Below are 18,016 nucleotides of genomic sequence, written 5' to 3'. Positions count from 1 at the left end.
GACCTTCTTTATTTGGTGGTTTTAAACTATACACATATTTTGTACATATCAATAGTTGGCTAAATAAATCATGAAAAAGAAGAAGGATTTCGCATATCAACCCGAAGAGGATGTACATCGCATTACGCTGTATAACACGGTATATGCCGAGCATCAACATCGTTCAGATAAAGAGCGATTATATCTTCATTTCGACTTCGCATGTTTTTATGCGCAGGTTGAACAGTTGCGCAAGCGCATGTACGGCTTGCCTTTGATTATAGGTGGATGGCGCAAAACGGATGGTACGGTAAAGGGCATTGTGGCTACCTCTTCGTATGAGGCCCGTGCTTTCGGTATAAAGACAGGCATGAGTGCTTTTGAGGCTTATCAGCTTTGTCCCTTTGTGTGTATGTTACAAGTGGATTATGCGGCTTACACGGCAATTTCTAAGCAGGTGCATCATATCATGAAGAAGTTCTCGCATAAAATTGAGCGCTATTCGATGGATGAGTACTTCATGGATCTCACTTTCATGAAAGATAAACCCGAGCAGGAAATCAGGGATTTTGCAGTTCGACTTCAACAGGAAATTTTTGATAAAACACGATTATATGGAGCCCTTGGGATCGCTCGATCCAAGACCTATGCTAAGCTCTGTAGTAGCCTAGATAAACCTCGTGGTATTTCTTTATTAATGGACGACGAAGCTGAGAAAGCCTATATACATCCATTGCCTCTTAGCGAGGTGTGGGGAGTTGGAGGAAGACGCTTCGAGCATCTTAGAGCAGAAGGCTTTGAAACCATTGGCGATGTGGTTGAACATGGAAGCATTGATACCTTCAAGCGAATTTTCGGTGCCAATTTTGGATCCATGTTATATGTAACCATCACGGGAAAGGATAAAGCACGTGTGTTGGAGGAAAATGATAACTACGAACCTAAATGGGGCGTGAGCTATGGACATACATTTTCAGAGGGTTGCTGCGACTTAGAGCGCATCAAGGGAGAGTTTGCCATCGCGATAGAACAAGTGTGTTACCGAATGCGAGGGTATGGTATCCGAGCCAATAGTTTTAGTGGTATGTTTGGGTTCAACGATCCTAATAAAGCGGGAGTGGGTTTCCGGTTTGTAACCGACGGTTACACCAATGTAGATCAACACGTATTTGAGGCATGTATGAACAAAGTGTTGCCCGCACTAACAGTGGCTTGTAATCACGGGGTGGAAATCAGAAACTTGATGATAGGCACCAAAGAGATAGACAAAACCCAGCAAATGAATCTATTTTATGTGGACGAAGCCGATGCTTTAGATCGTCTTCAAGCTATGGATGTGATTAATAACAAGTATGGGAAACGATCGGTGGTTAAGGCCCATACACTGCATAGAGTAACCGGGAAAACACACTTCTTAGAGCGTAATACCGAGGACTGAGGTCCCCATTGGGAGCGGAATTCTGTAGTGCTGAATGGATGGGCGTAGGGTGTAGTCCCCAACGAGGACGTTAGGGACTAGCGGTAGTAGGTAAACTAAAACAGAGTCACTATCGAAGGCTCTTTAACTCTGTGATAAGTGCACTGGTAAGTTCAAATATGGTTTTGCTTTTACCGAACTGAGTGGTCACAACTGCCACACTCGCATTCAAAGAGGGGACATACACTACTTGAGTGCCCCAAAAGCCAGCATGAGCATAAACCTGTTCGCCAGCAACTTCAAAAGTATAAATGCCCATTCGGTAGTCCATAGATCGCTCTGCATCCTCTGGTAGGGGAACCGATTTTATCATCAGTTCTAATGTAGAGGTATCATCAAATACTCGATGATTAAATAAGGCTTGATAAAAATGAGCCATATCAGCAGCGGTTGCAGCTAACCCACCACCCCCATAAAGATCCAAAGAAGGATCAAAGTTGTAGGTATCAAGTTCATTGAAATATTGGTGAGCTCTAGGAAGTGCTTGGCTAGGTTTGTCTTGAATGCTTTCCTGCCAAGTAGATTGAATACCGAGTTCATCGAACTTTAAAAGCTGATGAAATGCTTCACCAAGGGATTTACCCGTAATCTTCTCAATAATCTCACCCAGTAATAGATACCCTGTATCTGAGTAGCTGAAGCCCTGGCCGATTTCGAATAATGGATCACCCCAGTCTACAGCCCCTTTAATTTGCATACTTCGTGTCCAACGGAAGCTAGGATCGTCAAATACTTTGGATAGATAGGTCTGAGTAGCGGCATGATCCACCATCCCAGAGGTATGAGTGAGTAGGTGGCGAATTGTAATTTGCTCCGTGTGATACCCATCATTCTTCAAGAGTTGTAGATGCCCTTTGCTTATATATTCTTCAATAGAGTCATCTAGTTTCAATAATCCCTGTTCGTACAGTCTTAATATGGCTGCCGCGGTATAGGTTTTGGTGTTACTTGCGATCCTAACTGGTGCTTTAGGATTGAGTTCAGGGCCATCCCAGTAGCGCACCCCCGCCGATTGTGATAAAGATACCCCTTGTTTTGGGGCCTCTACATGAACGATGATTCCAGCTAAGGTAGAATCATTTTGAACTTCAGTTTGTATTACCTCCTGTACCGTTTGTTGAAAGGAGCTTGTTGAATGTTGTCTCGCGTCTAAGGTGGAAGTCTGCACCCAAAACAGAGTCACTAATAGTACAATTGTTCGCATCATTATTTCTTAGAGTTATAATTTTGAAGCGCTTCTACTCATTAGCTCCATGCAGGTTATATAAAATTTGTAAATGGTGTTAGCTAATAACCCATCCAAAATATTGTTGGCACACCCATACATATAGAATCACAAAAAGGAGGGAGATGAAGTTGCCAACTAGGAAGTAGTCGTTAGAAATCTGGGAGTTTTTCTCTTCATGCAGTCGAGTACCAATTTTGAGTGCCCCGAAAGCGGTTATTACATGAGGGAAGCCTGAAAGTATGCCTACCGATAAGAAGATGCGTTCTAGTACGCCTTTAAAAAACGAACGGAAAGTAGTTGTTGTAGGTCCTAGCCACGGGTTAATGACCAAGAATATGATATTGACGATCACTTCCATCACTAACCAAGCTACGATCATATCTGCGTACATCATTCTCTCACATAATCTCTTATAAATGCTTTAAGCTGATTATACTCATTTATCATTAGAGTTTTGCGCCTCTTCCAAATTTGGTCTCTATTCTTGTTATGCAGTTCCCCAACCTCTGCATTATTTTCATTTTCTATCATATCTAGAATAAGAGGGAAGTCTTCTTGTTTCCAGTTTAAAATGAGTGCATCTAGCACTTCAAAAAGGCGATTGAGCTGTAAGGTCTGTTGTTTATCCTGAAGTAGAAACTCAAAACGCAGCCTATTTCTCTTCTTATTGGTCAGTATTTCCCGAGTTGTTGTTAACCCTTCGCCCATCATCTCATAAGCAATATCAGGGTTGATAGGGGTGTCTATCTTACCAATATGGAAAGCATAGTGCAGTTTAAAGGGCAGTTCTTGTCTTAAGCACTCCTCTTCGAAGCTGAACAAAATAGCAATGGTAGCCTCTAGCGATTGGGTAACCCCCTGAAATTCATCTCCTAAAGTAATGGTGAATGGAGACTGTATATCGGCTGAATGGTCTTCATTAACGGCATGTACCAATGCTTTTAACTGCTTACTAAGAGATTGGGCATCGTAGGTGGCACTTGATACCACATCCCCCATAAGAATAGGATATAGGTTCTTTTTTCTAGACATGCTTTATTGTATCAAAAATAATGAAACAATGCAATTAGTTTCAAAAATAATGAAGCAAGTATCTTTGTATCAATTATTAAAGCAACGGTACAGCGGGTAGGCGATTAAAGAATGTTGTTTTCCCAACCCGTGCTAAGCTGAAAGTTTACAGCACATATTGAGCTAGCAGCTGCTGTACCTTATAGATATTTACCTTTTTGTTGAACTCTTTAGTGACGCTAGGCATCTGCTCGCTGGATATCCAAATCTTAAGCTCCGCTTCAAGATCAAAGTGCCCTGTGCTTTCGATACTAAATCGTGAAATGCTGTTGTAAGCAATGGAAAGATATTCCACTTTATTAACCGTTACACCTTGCTTATTTACCAGAATGAGGCGCTTGTTGGTGAATATGAACACATCTCGAATAAGCTGAAAACCTATTTCAATGTCTTCGCCTTCAATTAAGAGTTCCTGATACTCTTCTTGTAGCTTTTCGGAATCTGCTTCTCCAGCATTTCCCATTAATCCAGATAAAAGTCCCATACGAATAGAAATTAAGTTGAATGATGATGTCTAATACTTAACTAAGTCTCGAATTTTTTGTTCGAAAATATTTCTCTTTAAAAACTCTTCTTCAAGGTTCTTGTTAAAGGGGATAGGCATGTCTAAAGCCCCGCAACGAATAACGGGTGCATCCAAATACTCGAAACAATACTCAGAAATGAGCGCTGAAATTTCAGCCATAGGTCCCATCGTAAGTGATACTTCCTGCAATAATATAGCGCGGTGGGTTTTCTGTACTGACTTCTGAATGGTCTCAATATCTAATGGGAGTAAGGTTCTGAGGTCAACCACTTCAATTGAAATACCTTCCTTTTCTAAAACTTCAGCTGTTTCAAGAGCCCAATGCACTCCCATTCCGAATGCAAAGACGGTAGCATCCGAGCCTTCTTTACGCACTTTCGCTTTACCTAAAGGTTCATAAGTAGCATGGGTAGATACATCACTGCGTAAACTGCGATATAGTTTCTTATGTTCGAAAATGAGCACCGGGTTGGGATCGATTATAGAGCTGTACACCATGTTTTGGGCATCTTCAACCGTTGCAGGTACTACGACTTTAAGTCCTGGTATCTGCATAAACCAGCCTTCGGGCGACTGCGAATGAAACGGACCCGCGCCTACACCAGCACCATGAGGTGCACGAATAGTTAAATTAACAGCAGGGCTCCAACGGTAATGTGATTTTGCGATGTTATTCACGATTTGGTTGAATCCACAGGATATAAAATCTGCAAACTGCATTTCTACCACAGGTTTGAAACCAGCATAGGCAAGTCCTAATGCCGCACCAAGTGCCCCTGATTCAATAATAGGAGTATTGCGAACTCGATCTTTCCCAAAAGCATCTAAAAACCCTTCGGTGATTTTAAAAACACCACCATATTCAGCGATATCCTGCCCAATAATGATGGTAGTATCATCTTCTTCAAAAGCTTGTTTAAGTCCCGCTTGAATAGCATCAACGAAACGACGTTCAACCACCTTTCCATTTGAAGGAGAAGGGTGAGAAGTAGGGGCAGGCGCATACACCGCATTTAATTCGGTATCTCGATCAAAGATGGGATCGTCGGCAACCAAGGCTCGGTCTAAATCCGCTTTATAGAGTTCTTCAATTTGACCTCTAATAGCTTGCTGTTCTTCTTTGTTGAGTAGCTTATTAGCTTCTAAATATTCTTCAAATCTGAGGATGGGATCTTTAGCTGCCCAGTTTTCAAATAGGATGTCGGGCACATAATGAGTTCCTGAAGCTTCTTCATGTCCACGCATTCTAAATGTCTGGGCTTCAATAAGTACGGGTTTTCCTTTAAGAGCAAGTTTACGTGCTTTCTTCACCGTTTCCATCACTTCAAAGATGTTGTTACCATCAATATGGAAGCTCTCCATGCCATAACCAATGGCTCGGTCGGATAGCTTTTCGCAAGCATATTGTTCTGAAGTAGGAGTGGATAATCCATAGCCGTTATTCTCTATAATGAATATGGCTGGTAACTCCCACACTGCAGCAAGATTTAAAGCCTCGTGGAAATCACCTTCACTAGTCGCTCCATCTCCACAAAATGAAAAAGCTACGGCATTCTTTTTCCTCATTTTGTGAGCCATGGCCAATCCATCGGCAACGGGCATCATTGCCGCTAAATGTGAAATCATGCCTACAATGTTATGATCAAGAGTGCCGAAGTGAAAGGATCGTTCTCGGCCTTTACTAAAGCCTTCTGCTTTTCCAAATAGTTGGCAGAACAGAGGGTAAAAAGGAACCTTCCGTGTAGTAAATACCCCAAGATTGCGATGCATCGGTAAGATGTAATCATCACTTTCGCTAGATAATGTAACCCCAACGGCTACAGCTTCTTGCCCTATACCTGAAAACCATTTACTGATCTTGTTTTGTCGCAGAAGCTTCAACATTTTTTCCTCAATGTATCGAGGTAAGAGAAGTGCGGTATATATTTCCCTAGCTTCTTTTGTAGTGATTTTTTTAGAAGTCTTAATCATTGAGTTTTAGTAATTATGCGTATCTTTATCCCTTTATGCTCGGTCACAAATATTGAACTTTTGGGAAGTATAACTGTTCAACATTAATAACCAAAGCTGTAAAAGCGAACATTAACCATTTTATTTTATACCCTATTGGAAGCACTTGGGCGACAGATTCTAGTTGAGTTTTACGATTGTGAAAGCTCTTCGATTAATGATGTAGAGTATATCGAAGAGTCGATGTTGGACGCTACGAAAGAAGCGAATGCAACTATCATCTCACATAATTTTCACAAATTTAGTCCTTATGGCGTTAGTGGCGTCGTGGTAATAGCCGAATCTCATGTCGCTATTCATACCTGGCCCGAATACAATTACGCCGCCGTTGATATATTTACCTGTGGGGAGACTATTGATCCCTGGGTAATACAAGAATTTCTTAAAGAAGCCTTTTCCTCTAAAAACACTTCCAGTATGGAAATGAAGCGAGGATTATTCAAAGTTCCTCAAGGCCAACGACTTTTGTTTAAGCCTTCCAGCGAAGTCATTAATCAGTAATTTAATTTTTTAGTACAGTGAGTAAATCAAGTTTCAGAATGGTAGAAACCCCGAATGTGTATTGTCTAGTTTCGGGAGCTGCAGAAGGTAATACGCGTTTAAATGCCTTTGATAACGCATTATTAGAAGCGGGTGTAGGTGATACAAACTTAATGAGGATGAGCAGTATTTGCCCTCCGGGTGCCGAGCAAGTTGAGCGCAACGAGATTGAACTTCCAGGCGGTGGTTTAATTCCATTGGCATATGCACATATCGATTCTCAGACCCCTCAAATGTGGATTGCATCAGCAGTAGCCGTGGGTATTCCAGAAGATGATACTCAGCCGGGTGTAATCATGGAATTCGAAGATCATACTCGATTAGAGTATGTTGAAACCATCGTAAAGCAAATGGTTGTGGATGCTTTTGAGTACAGAAAACGTGCTTTAAAAGAGATTAAGTTTGTAGGTGTGGAACATCAAGTTGAGAAGTGTGCGGCTACTTTTGCAGCGGCAGTGCTTTGGTACAAATAGGGTAGATGATGGCCACAACGCAATACAACGAATATTATAAAGGGAAAACAGGCTTAACCGTTGGCGTTAAGAAGGTGTTGTTCTCTGAGCAAACTCCTTATCAGAAAGTAGAGGTGTTTGAAACCGATGCATGGGGTAACCTCATGACTATCGATGGGATGGTGATGCTCTCTGAAAAAGACGAGTTTGTATACCATGAGATGCTTAGCCATGTAGGGATGTTTGCGCATCCTAACCCTGAAAAGGTGTTGATTATCGGTGGCGGAGATGGCGGTACAGCGCGCGAGGTTTTGCGACATCCATCCGTTAAGGTTGTTGATATGGTTGAGATCGATGAGGCAGTAGTTAGAGCCTCTAAAGAGTTTTTGCCAGCTGTTGGCGCTTGGGATGATCCAAGACTTACCGTGCATTTCGAAGACGGCATTGCATTCGTAAAGGCTGCGACTAATGAGTATGATGTAATCATTATTGACGGCTCAGATCCTGTTGGTCCAGCTGAAGGGTTATTTGAAAAGGATTTCTTTGAGTTCTGTTTCAATGCTTTAACCGAAAACGGAGTGATTACTGGTCAAACTGAATCCCCATGGGTGAAGGAATATTACCCAAGCATGAAAAAGGTATTTAATGCCTTAACAGAAGTATTTGATGAATCATCTATGTATTTGGGATACATTCCGTTGTACCCTGCTGGTATGTGGAGCTTCGCTTATGCTTCAAAGGGAATTCGTGCCAATGATAGTGAAGTATTAGCGAGGGTAGAGCAAGGCTTAGAGACCTTTGGTAACTCTCTGAAATACTACAATAAAGACGTGCATTCAGCTTCGTTTGCATTACCAAATTTTGTAGCCGAAATTATACGCTAATCATCCGGTTAGCGTATATGCTCAAAGCCTTCCATTTATCGTTTTTATTTAGCCTTCTCTTCCAAGTTGTTCAAGCACAGCAAACTACGCGTGTAATTGAGAATGGGGAAGAGAAGGTTCTTCAATTTAATACCGATGCAACGCTGACCCTTCCCAAAGATCTGCTTAGTTATTATCGCGATCTTGGTTTTCTTGAAGTTTCTATATCACAAAACGCATCCAGTACTCCAATAGTTAACACAGGGCCTGTATACCATATTCGCTTAGTTAAGTACGATGAGGTGCCTATTTCTATTAAAGCCCTTCATCAACAAAGTTATAATCGGTTTATAGTTGAAGAGACGCTGCAACAAACCATAGAAGACTATAAAAAGGAAGGCTATGTAGAAGCCGAGGTAATTGTCAGAAAGGCTGAAGTTGATACCGTCAAAAAACAGCTAAAGCTCGATATTTCTATCGATAGTGGTGAGCCGGTTCAAGTAAAAGAGCTTTTCATAGTCGGTAATACCATTCATTCCGACGCATATCTTCGAAAAATATCCAGGGTTAGCAATCAGGGGAATTTAGATTTAACAGCCGTAAAAGAAGCTCGAGAAAATTTATTGAATAGCGGATTATTCGAGTCAGTTGATGAATGGGAGTGGGTTAAAGATGAGTCTGGGGCATATTCCGTTCTGCTTACAGTAGTGGAATTGAACAGGAATGAAGTAGAGGGATTGATTGGGTATGTGCCCAATGCGAATGGAGCGGGGCAGCTTGTGGGGGACTTTAAAGGCACGGCATGGAATGTATTTACTGAAGGCAACAGTGTGGATCTAGTGTATCAAAGAGTGCGACCAGAAGTGAGTAGGTTGCAATTAGCTACGCATCAGTATTGGATAGGACCGTTGCCTTTAGAGCTTGGTCTTGAGTTTGCCTTCTTTCAAAATGATAGTACTTATCAACAACGAACCATGGATGTGAGTTTGGGGTACATGATGACCTCTACATTAAGCATTCAAAGTAGCTTGTATCACAAAGTAGTAAATGTGAATGACGAGGTACCTTCTGTGAATGAGGAGGATGGTAAGGCAAGTGGCTTTGAGTTAGGATTTCTGTTTAATTCGGTGGTGAATAATGAGGTGCCCATAGCTGGAAATAGATTGGCATTAACACTTGGAAGATATGCACGAAGCTCAAAATCAGATGATAATAATATACTGAGGTATAATTACTTAGAAGGTTTAGTTGATAAATATACTCAGTTAAGTAAACAGCAAGTGTTAGCGATGCGCATACGAGGATTTTCCTTATTAGGCGATGAGTTTCGCGATACCGATTATCAACGAATTGGGGGAGCAAATTCGATCAGGGGGTATGCCGAAGAACAGTTTCTAGCAAGCCAATATATCTGGGGCGATGTTGAATTAAGATGGATTACTTCACGCCAACAATCCTATTTCTTCCTCTTTGCCGCCGGTGGATATTTTGAGAAAAAGAACGCATCAAATACAATTCAAAAAGACCTCTATTCAGGAGGATTGGGCTTTGATTTAGCTACTAGATTAGGCAGGCTTAAACTCACTTACGCATTGTCGGCACAAACAACCATCGACAACGGTAAGATTCATTTACGCTTCACCACAAAATTTTAAGTCGTAGGAACTATTATTCTAATTTTTTTAGTTCTTCAGTTCGAATAAATTAAACAGTAACTGGAAGGCAGGCTAAAAATATTCGGAATGGAGAGTTAATTGATAAAGAAAACGGGATTAATCGTATTCTTAACGCTGTTAATGGCGTTACAAGCACCTAGATTGTTTTCTGAGCGTGCGGTTAAGAGTGCTTCTAGTAATTACTTAGATTCTCAAACTTCCACCCAAGATCAAAATTTAAGCCAACCTAACTCGAAAATTCAGAGTTATATAGATCTTGTAATTGAACATCGATTTTCAAATCCAAATTTAGCAAAAGCATACGCTGATTCAGCATTGGCCCTCATCAGCTTAGATAGCCAAAAACCCTTCGAGGCAGAGATTTATAATCAGCTTGGGATTATAGCTAGTGTACAAGGGGATGCCCCAACAGCACTTCAGAACTTTTTAGATGTTCTAAGAGTTCGGGAAGATATCGGTGATACGGCTGGTATTGCCAAAATCGAAAATAACTTAGGGATTCTATACAAAAACTTAGGCGAACTCGACTTTTCCTTAGAATTCCATCAGCGTTCTCTAGCAACCAAACGTACCTTAGACGATTCTCTTGGCATAGCACGCAGTTTGAATAACATCGGTGAGATCTATCACCTCAAAGAAAATCAGTCGGTAGCCAAAGACTATTTCCAACAGGCTATGGAATTAATGATCACGTTGAACTTTGAGCCTGGCTTAGCTGCCGTTTATAATAATATGGCAGAGGTTTATCGCTTATCAGGTGACACTAGAACGGCCATCGACTATCATCAAAGATCGCTTATTATTGAAAAGAAATTGGGTGATAGAAACGGGGTAGGATACAGTTATATGAATATAGCTTCTCTATTTAATCAATTGGGGCGTAATAATATAGCTATTTCAAATTACGAAAATGCCATTGCTGAATTTGAAGCCGTTCTGAATTTAAGCGGACTCATGAATGCGTATAATGACCTTGCAATGACCTATGCATCCATCGACAGTTTTAGAGCAGCTTTAGAATACTCGCGACTGCATGCTTCTATTAAAGACAGCCTTCAATCCATAGACAATCAAAATCGAATAGCGGAATTACGAGCTACCTTCAATGCGGAGAAACAAGATCAAGAAATTGCTTTATTGAATGAGCAAACTGCACTTCAGGAACTAAAATTAAGTCAAGAAGCTAAGATTCGGAATTTGCTCATATTAGTATTGGTGTTAGTAGTAGGAGGACTAATCTTGCTCTATAATCAAATACGCGCTAAAAAGAAGCTCAATGAGCTCCTAATGCTTCAGAATAAACAGATTGAAGATGCAGCCGAGCAAAAAGCCCAATTCCTATCCGTGTTGAGCCATGAAATTAGAACGCCAATGAATGCCGTAGTAGGCATGACGAATTTATTGGTGAGCGAAAACCCTAGAGCTGATCAGAAACAATATCTAGATGTATTGTCATTCTCATCTACCAACCTGCTTTCGATTGTAAATGATGTGCTTGAGTACTCTAAAGCTGAAGCAGATAAAATTGAGTTAGAGCAAATTGATTTCCCATTATTGCCTCTATTAACCAACATCTATCAATCATTTTATAATCAGGCCATTAAAAAAGATGTATATCTGCGATTCGATCATGATGATAGAATTCCGGAATACCTTATTGGCGATCCAACTAGGCTTACTCAAGTATTGAACAACCTCGTTTCCAATGCATTAAAATTCACCCAGAAGGGAAGTGTTGATGTTGCGGTGAAGCTTGTAGACCAATCGGATGAGGAAGCACGTATATACTTTGAGGTGAAAGACACAGGTATCGGGGTGCCTAAGGATCGATTGGATACGATCTTTGAAAGCTTCAGCCAAGCAACTAAAGAAGTGCACCGTAAATACGGAGGGACTGGTCTTGGCTTAACCATTACTAAACGCCTTTTAGCCCTTCACAACAGTGAGATTAAAGTAGAAAGTGAAGTAGGTGTTGGAACTACCTTTTCATTCGAAATTGTATACAAAAAAGGAAAATACGACCATAAGAAGTCCTTTGACCGCAAAGAATTAGAAGCTTTAGAACCACTTCAAAATGTGAGTGCTTTGCTTGTTGAAGACAATCCGGTGAACATTCAGGTATTGAAAATATTCTTATCGAAATGGGGGATAGTGCCTACTATATGTGAAAACGGCATGGAAGCAATGAGAGAGCTTCAGAAGCAAAGCTTTGATATCATACTCATGGATCTTCATATGCCCATTAAAGACGGATATGAGACCACTTTAGAGATACGGGAGAAGCAAAAAGATCAAGAAAAGAAAACTCCTATCATTGCACTAACGGCATCCAATGTATTTGAAGAGCATAAAAAAGCCTATGATGTTGGGGTAGATACCATAGTGCCAAAGCCATTCGATCCTGTTACCCTTTATCAGATTATAGCAAAGTACACACGAAGTGCTCAGCATGGTTCTACCACGAACTGATTGAAATAGCGTTTAGCAGATTGGCTTTTGCATGAAAGCTTAGAACTCCTATATTTGCGATACATTTTAACAAGCTTATAAAGAAAGACTGAGGGAATGGGCCCTATGAAGTCTTGGCAACCATCACGCTAGTGAAAGGTGCCAAATCCCACTTATTTCATCATTGAAATAAGAAAAATAAGTGATATCCATCTCTTTCTCTTTCTTTTAGCGCAATTCCAGAAAGAGTGAATAACCACATTACAGAACTTCTACAGAAACGAGTATTGGTATTGGATGGTGCTATGGGCACTATGGTTCAGCGATACCAACTAACGGAAGATGATTTCAGAGGAAACCGTTTTCAGGAATCGGCCATCGACCTCAAGGGGAATAACGATTTACTTTCGATTACTCGCCCTGATGTAATCCAAGAAATTCATGAACAGTATTTAGAAGCGGGTGCTGATATCATTGAAACGAATACTTTTAGTGGTACAAGCATTGCGCAGGCCGATTATGCCTTAGAAGCGGTGGTTTACGAGATCAATAAAAGCTCTGCGGAAATTGCTAAGAAAGCCACTGATAACTTCACTAAAGCCAATCCTGATAAACCTCGATTTGTAGCTGGAGCCCTAGGACCTACCAATAAAACGGCATCCATTTCCCCAGATGTTAACGACCCCGCTTTCAGAGGGATTACCTTTGATGAATTAGTGCTAGCCTACAAAGAACAAGTAGAAGGCCTCGTTGATGGGGGCGTAGACTTACTGCTGGTAGAAACCGTTTTTGACACCTTAAATGCGAAGGCAGCGGCGTTTGCAATACAAAATGTGTTTGATGAGAAACAAATCACTAAACCTATAATGATTTCAGGTACTATCACCGATGCCAGTGGTAGAACCCTTTCGGGACAAACAGCAGAAGCATTTTTAGTATCTATGAGTCATGTACCGATGTTGAGTATTGGCTTTAATTGTGCACTAGGAGCCAAACAACTTCGACCTCATCTAGAAACACTCGCAAAGAAAGCACCGTGTTTTATAAGTGCTTATCCTAATGCAGGCTTGCCCAATGAATTCGGAGAGTATGATCAAGACCCTGAGGCAATGGGTCGTGAAGTGAAAGCGTATTTAGATGATCAACTGGTTAATATTTTGGGCGGTTGTTGTGGTACAATACCAGATCATATTCGAGAAATGGCGAGGCTTGCTTCTTCAGCTCAGCCAAGAAACATTCAAGTGTTGGAGGGCGCATCATGAAACCGAATCCAATTACACTAAGTGGTTTAGAACCCCTGATTATTACTGAAGACTCAAACTTTGTTAATGTAGGGGAGCGAACCAATGTTACGGGATCGAAACGATTTTTAAACCTCATCAAGAACAGAGATTATCAACAGGCTTTAGATGTAGCCAAAGATCAAGTGGAGGGAGGTGCCCAAATCCTTGATGTGAATATGGACGAAGGGATGTTAGATAGTGCTCAAGAGATGACGCAGTACTTGAACTTAATAGCTTCTGAACCCGACATCGCCCGTATTCCAATCATGATTGATTCCTCAAAATGGGAGGTGATTGAAGAGGGACTTAAGACCTTACAAGGAAAAGGCGTTGTGAACTCTATTTCACTCAAAGATGGAGAAGAGGAGTTTCTACGTCGAGCAAACCTCGTTAAGCGCTATGGGGCAGCAGTGATAGCCATGGCATTTGATGAGAAAGGTCAAGCGGATACCTATGAACGTAGGATTGCTATTTGTGAACGATCGTATAAGCTGCTTGTAGATCGAATAGGTTTTGATCCTTCCGATGTGATTCTAGACCCTAACATTTTCCCAGTAGCAACAGGCATGGACGAACACAAAACCAATGCCATTGACTACTTCAAAACTGCAAAATGGATTCGAACACATCTGCCTGGGGCACATGTAATTGGAGGCGTGAGCAATGTATCCTTTTCATTCCGAGGGAATAACAAAGTTCGAGAGGCCATGCACTCGGCATTCTTATACCATGCTATAGAGCACGGTATGGATATGGGAATCGTAAACCCGACCCAATTGGAAGTATATGATGATATTCCGTCAGATTTACTAGAGGCCGTTGAAGATGTACTGCTGAACAGAAGGGAGGATGCCACCGAACGGTTATTAGATATAGCTGAAAAGTATAAGCACGATTCTACCGAAAAAGAGAAAAAGGAAGAAGAATGGCGCACGTATGAAGTCGAAAAAAGACTTTCATACTCCTTAGTGAAAGGGATTACTGAATACATTATCGAGGATACCGAAGAAGCTCGCCAAAAATACGAGTCCCCTCTGGAAGTAATTGAAGGTCCACTTATGGACGGCATGAATGTAGTGGGCGACTTATTCGGTTCGGGTAAAATGTTTCTACCTCAAGTGGTGAAAAGTGCACGTGTGATGAAACAATCGGTGGCTTATCTAACCCCTTATTTAGAGGAAGAAAAAGCGAAGAACAAAGATGTAAGTAATCGTCCTCGTGTTCTACTCGCTACTGTAAAAGGGGATGTTCACGACATTGGGAAAAACATAGTTGGAGTGGTGCTATCTTGTAATAACTTCGATGTTATCGACTTGGGTGTTATGGTAGCCGCCGACAAAATCTTGGATGAAGCCATCAAAAATGAAGTGGATGTAATAGGTTTAAGCGGTCTTATTACACCTTCGCTTGATGAAATGGTGGATGTGGCGAAAGAGATGCAAAAACGAGGATTGGATATCCCTCTTATCATTGGAGGAGCTACCACTTCAAAGATTCATACCGCAGTAAAAATAGATCCAAGCTATGATGCCTCGGTGATTCATATTTTAGATGCCTCTCGGGCGGTTACGGTGTGCAATAACTTAGTGAATGCCAAGCTTTCCAAAGAAGTACATACCTCCACCAAACAGGAGTATGTTCAACTTCGTGAGGACCATGCTCGACGTACGAATAAGAAAAAATACTTAAGTATTGAAGCAGCTCGACGTAATAGAACTAGTATCGATTGGGAAAACTTCACACCACTTCAGCCAAAGCTATTAGGTACTAAAGTATTTGATGATGTTGATTTAAAGACAATACGAGAGTATATCGACTGGAGCCCCTTTTTTAGAACATGGATGCTAACCGGTAAATATCCTGCTATACTCAATGATGAGGTTGTAGGGGAACAAGCCGAAGAATTATTCGATGACGCCAATCAGTTGCTGGATGAAATCATAGATCAGAACAGCCTAAGTGCTAAAGCCATTATTGGTATTTACCCAGCTTATGCGCACCAAGATGATGTAACTATTGTAGACCCATCCACTAAGAAAGCACTTAAAACCTTTCCGTTCTTACGTCAACAAGGCCAAAAAAGAGCCGATCAACCTAATTCATGCTTAGCGGATTATGTCTGTCCCAAATCAGTAAACAAAGAAGACTATATCGGCTTCTTTGCGGTTACGGCTGGTTTAGGAATTGAAGAGCTGATTGCTACATATAAAGCGAATCACGATGACTATAAGGTGATTTTAGTAAAGGCCCTTGCCGATCGATTAGCGGAAGCCCTCGCCGAGTATATGCACTATCGGGTTAGAAAAGAGTTTTGGGGCTATGCACCTGATGACGTGCTCAATAATGACCGATTTATAAATGAAGAGTACCAAGGAATACGCCCAGCGCCTGGGTATCCTGCCTGTCCCGACCACACCGCTAAGCCTATGCTCTTTGACTTACTGGATGTCACCAAACATACAGGTATAGCTCTCACGGATAGTTGCGCGATGTATCCAGCTTCGTCTGTTAGTGGATTTTATTTCTCACATCCTCAATCTAGATACTTTGGAGTGGGTAAAATTCAAAAAGATCAAGTACAGGATTATGCTAATCGAACCCAAAAATCTGTTGATGAAGTTGAAAAATGGCTTTCATCAAACCTCGGATATACCCCTGAAGCATCATAATTATCATCATCTAGTTTCACAACCTACCAACCCATGAAAATTTCAGAATTACTAAAGGATAATACCTCCACCTTGTTTTCTATTGAAGTGTTGCCTCCACTTAAAGGGCAAAACATTCAATCCCTTTTTGATCATATCGATCCACTTATGGAATTCAATCCTCCATTCATTGATGTGACTTATCACCGGGAGGAGTATGTGTATAAAAAATTACCAAATGGGTTAATGGAGCGAAGGTCGGTGCGTAAGCGACCCGGAACCGTAGGTATTGCCGCAGCCATTCAAAATCATTACAAGGTAGAAGTGGTGCCTCATATTATTTGTGGAGGCTTCACAAAAGAGGAAACTGAAAACGCACTAATTGATTTAAACTTCCTAGGAATCCAAAATATAATGGTGCTTCAAGGGGATGTGCGGAAACCAGATCGCGTGTTCGTACCTGAACCAGATGGACATGCCTATGCTTCTGAGCTATTGGAACAAGTGGTGGACTTGAATAATGGGAAATATATCGATGATGAAATTCAAAATGCTACGGCATCGGATTTTTGTATCGGGGTGGCGGGCTATCCCGAAAAACATATCACAGCACCAAATATAGAATCAGATCTTAAGTTCTTGAAGCTTAAAGTTGATAAAGGGGCGGATTACATCGTCACTCAAATGTTCTTCGATAACAATCATTACTTCGATTTTGTAAATGCCTGCCGTGAAATAGGCATAACGGTACCCATTATCCCAGGGCTAAAACCTATTACTTCTCAGAAACAGATCACTTTGTTACCACATATGTTTAAGATTGATTTGCCGAATGAGCTGGTTACCGAACTTCAAAAATGTAAGACGGATCAAGCGGTTAAAGAATTGGGGATCGAGTGGACCATCGAACAAAGTAAGCAGCTTATTGAATTCGGAGCACCTTGTCTGCATTATTACTCAATGGGGAAGGCAACTTCGGTGTATAATGTGGCCAAAGAAATATTCTAAAGACGCTTAATCACACTTATAGCCCAAACATCGTCTTTTTTGAGTTGATTCCTCAGAGCATGTTTAATGATCCATTTGCGATCGGTAGAAGCAGTAGGTATCCAATCCTCGACGATTTCAACCGCTAGGGGCGGGTGGTCTTTGAAGAAGTCGTTGAGTTGATTGGCCACAGATTTTTGAACGTACTTAGAACTGTCATCCTTTAAGTTTTCGAGTATGGGAAGGATGGGGGAAGGGTTGGCTTGAAGGCTTTTGATAATGGGAGCCCAGGGCAGTCGAGGCCGACATCCTTCTACCGCTAATCTTCGAACATGAAAATTGGGAGAAAGCGACCATTGCCGCATCTGCTCTAAGGTGGTTTTGGGGTGCCGTTCGATGAAAGGACGAATTGCGTACTCTGCTGTGCTCCGCTTAGTAATCTCCTCGATGATATCCATAGAAATAGACCAATTCGAAAGTCCGTATAACTCCACATATTTCGCTAGTGGTAACACCCAATAATACTCTTTGAACATTCCGGTTTCACTGGGGTTCTCAGGACCCAGTATGTTCTTAAATACAGCAACGTCTTCGGCATAGTTACCGCTGAGGTGGGAATGAAGGGCTTCGGCATAAACTTGAATACGCGCTTTTAACTCCAGCTTAGGGATTTGTTGACCTACGGTATGCACAAAGCTTATTTGATCAAAAGACTGACCCGTATCGATGATTTTACGGGCTAAAAGCTCCGCTAATTCTTCATCAAACCAATATTTTAGTTTTTTATAGGCCACCTAATTCCATTTCCCTAATACTCGATTACAGCTA

15 protein-coding genes and 1 riboswitch are annotated in these 18,016 nt (G+C 41.3%); of the genes, 9 read left to right on the top strand and 6 right to left on the bottom strand.

The genetic code is table 11. The features are described 5' to 3' along the window. The first annotated feature begins 70 nt into the window (after positions 1 to 70). Positions 71 to 1,417: a Y-family DNA polymerase gene (locus B155_RS0102350; protein WP_018126634.1), complete on the top strand. Its 1,347-nt coding sequence runs from the start codon at positions 71 to 73 to the stop codon at positions 1,415 to 1,417. A gap of 109 nt (positions 1,418 to 1,526) precedes the next feature. On the opposite strand, the gene B155_RS12800 is transcribed toward B155_RS0102350, so the two are convergent. The 5 genes from B155_RS12800 to B155_RS0102325 form a co-directional block, all read right to left on the bottom strand. After that, a complete protein-coding gene (locus B155_RS12800) occupies positions 1,527 to 2,663 on the bottom strand; it encodes a serine hydrolase domain-containing protein (protein WP_051069957.1) in 1,137 nt (378 codons plus the stop codon). A gap of 76 nt (positions 2,664 to 2,739) precedes the next feature. Further along, on the bottom strand, positions 2,740 to 3,078 hold the full coding sequence (locus B155_RS0102340) for a hypothetical protein (RefSeq protein ID WP_018126632.1): 339 nt from the start codon (positions 3,076 to 3,078) through the stop codon (positions 2,740 to 2,742). Then, the gene (locus B155_RS0102335; RefSeq protein WP_018126631.1) at positions 3,075 to 3,716 is read right to left on the bottom strand and encodes a SatD family protein; all 642 of its coding nucleotides are present in this window, start codon (positions 3,714 to 3,716) and stop codon (positions 3,075 to 3,077) included. The genes B155_RS0102340 and B155_RS0102335 overlap by 4 nt, the downstream gene beginning before the upstream one ends. Positions 3,717 to 3,861: 145 nt before the next feature. Beyond that, positions 3,862 to 4,239 carry a PH domain-containing protein gene (locus tag B155_RS0102330; protein ID WP_018126630.1) on the bottom strand — a complete coding sequence of 126 codons (378 nt, stop codon included), beginning with the start codon at positions 4,237 to 4,239 and terminating at the stop codon, positions 3,862 to 3,864. A gap of 30 nt (positions 4,240 to 4,269) precedes the next feature. Further along, positions 4,270 to 6,252 (bottom strand): alpha-ketoacid dehydrogenase subunit alpha/beta, encoded by a 1,983-nt coding sequence (locus tag B155_RS0102325; RefSeq protein WP_018126629.1) that lies wholly within the window; start codon positions 6,250 to 6,252, stop codon positions 4,270 to 4,272. A gap of 135 nt (positions 6,253 to 6,387) precedes the next feature. Here B155_RS0102325 and speD point away from each other — a divergent pair, with 135 nt between their 5' ends. The 8 genes from speD (at position 6,388) to metF (ending at position 17,209) form a co-directional block, all read left to right on the top strand. After that, entirely contained in the window at positions 6,388 to 6,792 is a 405-nt protein-coding gene (gene speD / locus B155_RS0102320) for an adenosylmethionine decarboxylase (RefSeq protein WP_018126628.1), read from the top strand. Between the two features lie 17 nt (positions 6,793 to 6,809). Beyond that, positions 6,810 to 7,304: a pyruvoyl-dependent arginine decarboxylase gene (locus tag B155_RS0102315; protein ID WP_205617750.1), complete on the top strand. Its 495-nt coding sequence runs from the start codon at positions 6,810 to 6,812 to the stop codon at positions 7,302 to 7,304. 5 nt (positions 7,305 to 7,309) lie between these two features. Then, complete coding sequence (gene speE / locus B155_RS12795) at positions 7,310 to 8,167, top strand: polyamine aminopropyltransferase (RefSeq protein ID WP_083902096.1); 858 nt, start codon at positions 7,310 to 7,312, stop codon at positions 8,165 to 8,167. A 17-nt stretch (positions 8,168 to 8,184) separates the two neighbouring features. Further along, positions 8,185 to 9,801 carry a BamA/TamA family outer membrane protein gene (locus tag B155_RS0102305; protein WP_018126625.1) on the top strand — a complete coding sequence of 539 codons (1,617 nt, stop codon included), beginning with the start codon at positions 8,185 to 8,187 and terminating at the stop codon, positions 9,799 to 9,801. 99 nt (positions 9,802 to 9,900) lie between these two features. Then, the gene (locus B155_RS13515; protein ID WP_157464702.1) at positions 9,901 to 12,291 is read left to right on the top strand and encodes a tetratricopeptide repeat protein; all 2,391 of its coding nucleotides are present in this window, start codon (positions 9,901 to 9,903) and stop codon (positions 12,289 to 12,291) included. A 72-nt stretch (positions 12,292 to 12,363) separates the two neighbouring features. After that, positions 12,364 to 12,475, top strand: a riboswitch (SAM riboswitch). 43 nt (positions 12,476 to 12,518) lie between these two features. After that, complete coding sequence (locus B155_RS0102295) at positions 12,519 to 13,532, top strand: homocysteine S-methyltransferase family protein (protein ID WP_018126623.1); 1,014 nt, start codon at positions 12,519 to 12,521, stop codon at positions 13,530 to 13,532. Beyond that, a complete protein-coding gene (gene metH, locus B155_RS0102290) occupies positions 13,529 to 16,222 on the top strand; it encodes a methionine synthase (protein ID WP_018126622.1) in 2,694 nt (897 codons plus the stop codon). The genes B155_RS0102295 and metH overlap by 4 nt, the downstream gene beginning before the upstream one ends. 33 nt (positions 16,223 to 16,255) lie before the next feature. Then, positions 16,256 to 17,209, top strand: a complete 954-nt coding sequence (gene metF / locus B155_RS0102285) for a methylenetetrahydrofolate reductase [NAD(P)H] (protein ID WP_018126621.1) — start codon at positions 16,256 to 16,258, stop codon at positions 17,207 to 17,209. Here the strand turns inward: metF and B155_RS0102280 are convergent. After that, on the bottom strand, positions 17,206 to 17,982 hold the full coding sequence (locus tag B155_RS0102280) for a DNA alkylation repair protein (RefSeq protein ID WP_018126620.1): 777 nt from the start codon (positions 17,980 to 17,982) through the stop codon (positions 17,206 to 17,208). The two genes, metF and B155_RS0102280, sit on opposite strands and share 4 nt — an antisense overlap. Between the last annotated feature and the right edge of the window lie 34 nt (positions 17,983 to 18,016).

Source organism: Balneola vulgaris DSM 17893, from assembly GCF_000375465.1.
Taxonomy (GTDB): Bacteria; Bacteroidota; Rhodothermia; order Balneolales; family Balneolaceae; genus Balneola; species Balneola vulgaris.
This window is presented reverse-complemented; position numbering and strand designations above follow the sequence as displayed.

Coding starts and splice junctions, on each gene's coding strand:
- B155_RS0102350 (WP_018126634.1), top strand. CDS start 71: ATGAAAAAGAAGAAGGATTTCGCATATCAACCCGAAGAGGATGTACAT.
- B155_RS12800 (WP_051069957.1), bottom strand. CDS start 2,663: ATGATGCGAACAATTGTACTATTAGTGACTCTGTTTTGGGTGCAGACT.
- B155_RS0102340 (WP_018126632.1), bottom strand. CDS start 3,078: ATGATGTACGCAGATATGATCGTAGCTTGGTTAGTGATGGAAGTGATC.
- B155_RS0102335 (WP_018126631.1), bottom strand. CDS start 3,716: ATGTCTAGAAAAAAGAACCTATATCCTATTCTTATGGGGGATGTGGTA.
- B155_RS0102330 (WP_018126630.1), bottom strand. CDS start 4,239: ATGGGACTTTTATCTGGATTAATGGGAAATGCTGGAGAAGCAGATTCC.
- B155_RS0102325 (WP_018126629.1), bottom strand. CDS start 6,252: ATGATTAAGACTTCTAAAAAAATCACTACAAAAGAAGCTAGGGAAATA.
- speE (WP_083902096.1), top strand. CDS start 7,310: ATGATGGCCACAACGCAATACAACGAATATTATAAAGGGAAAACAGGC.
- B155_RS0102305 (WP_018126625.1), top strand. CDS start 8,185: ATGCTCAAAGCCTTCCATTTATCGTTTTTATTTAGCCTTCTCTTCCAA.
- metH (WP_018126622.1), top strand. CDS start 13,529: ATGAAACCGAATCCAATTACACTAAGTGGTTTAGAACCCCTGATTATT.
- metF (WP_018126621.1), top strand. CDS start 16,256: ATGAAAATTTCAGAATTACTAAAGGATAATACCTCCACCTTGTTTTCT.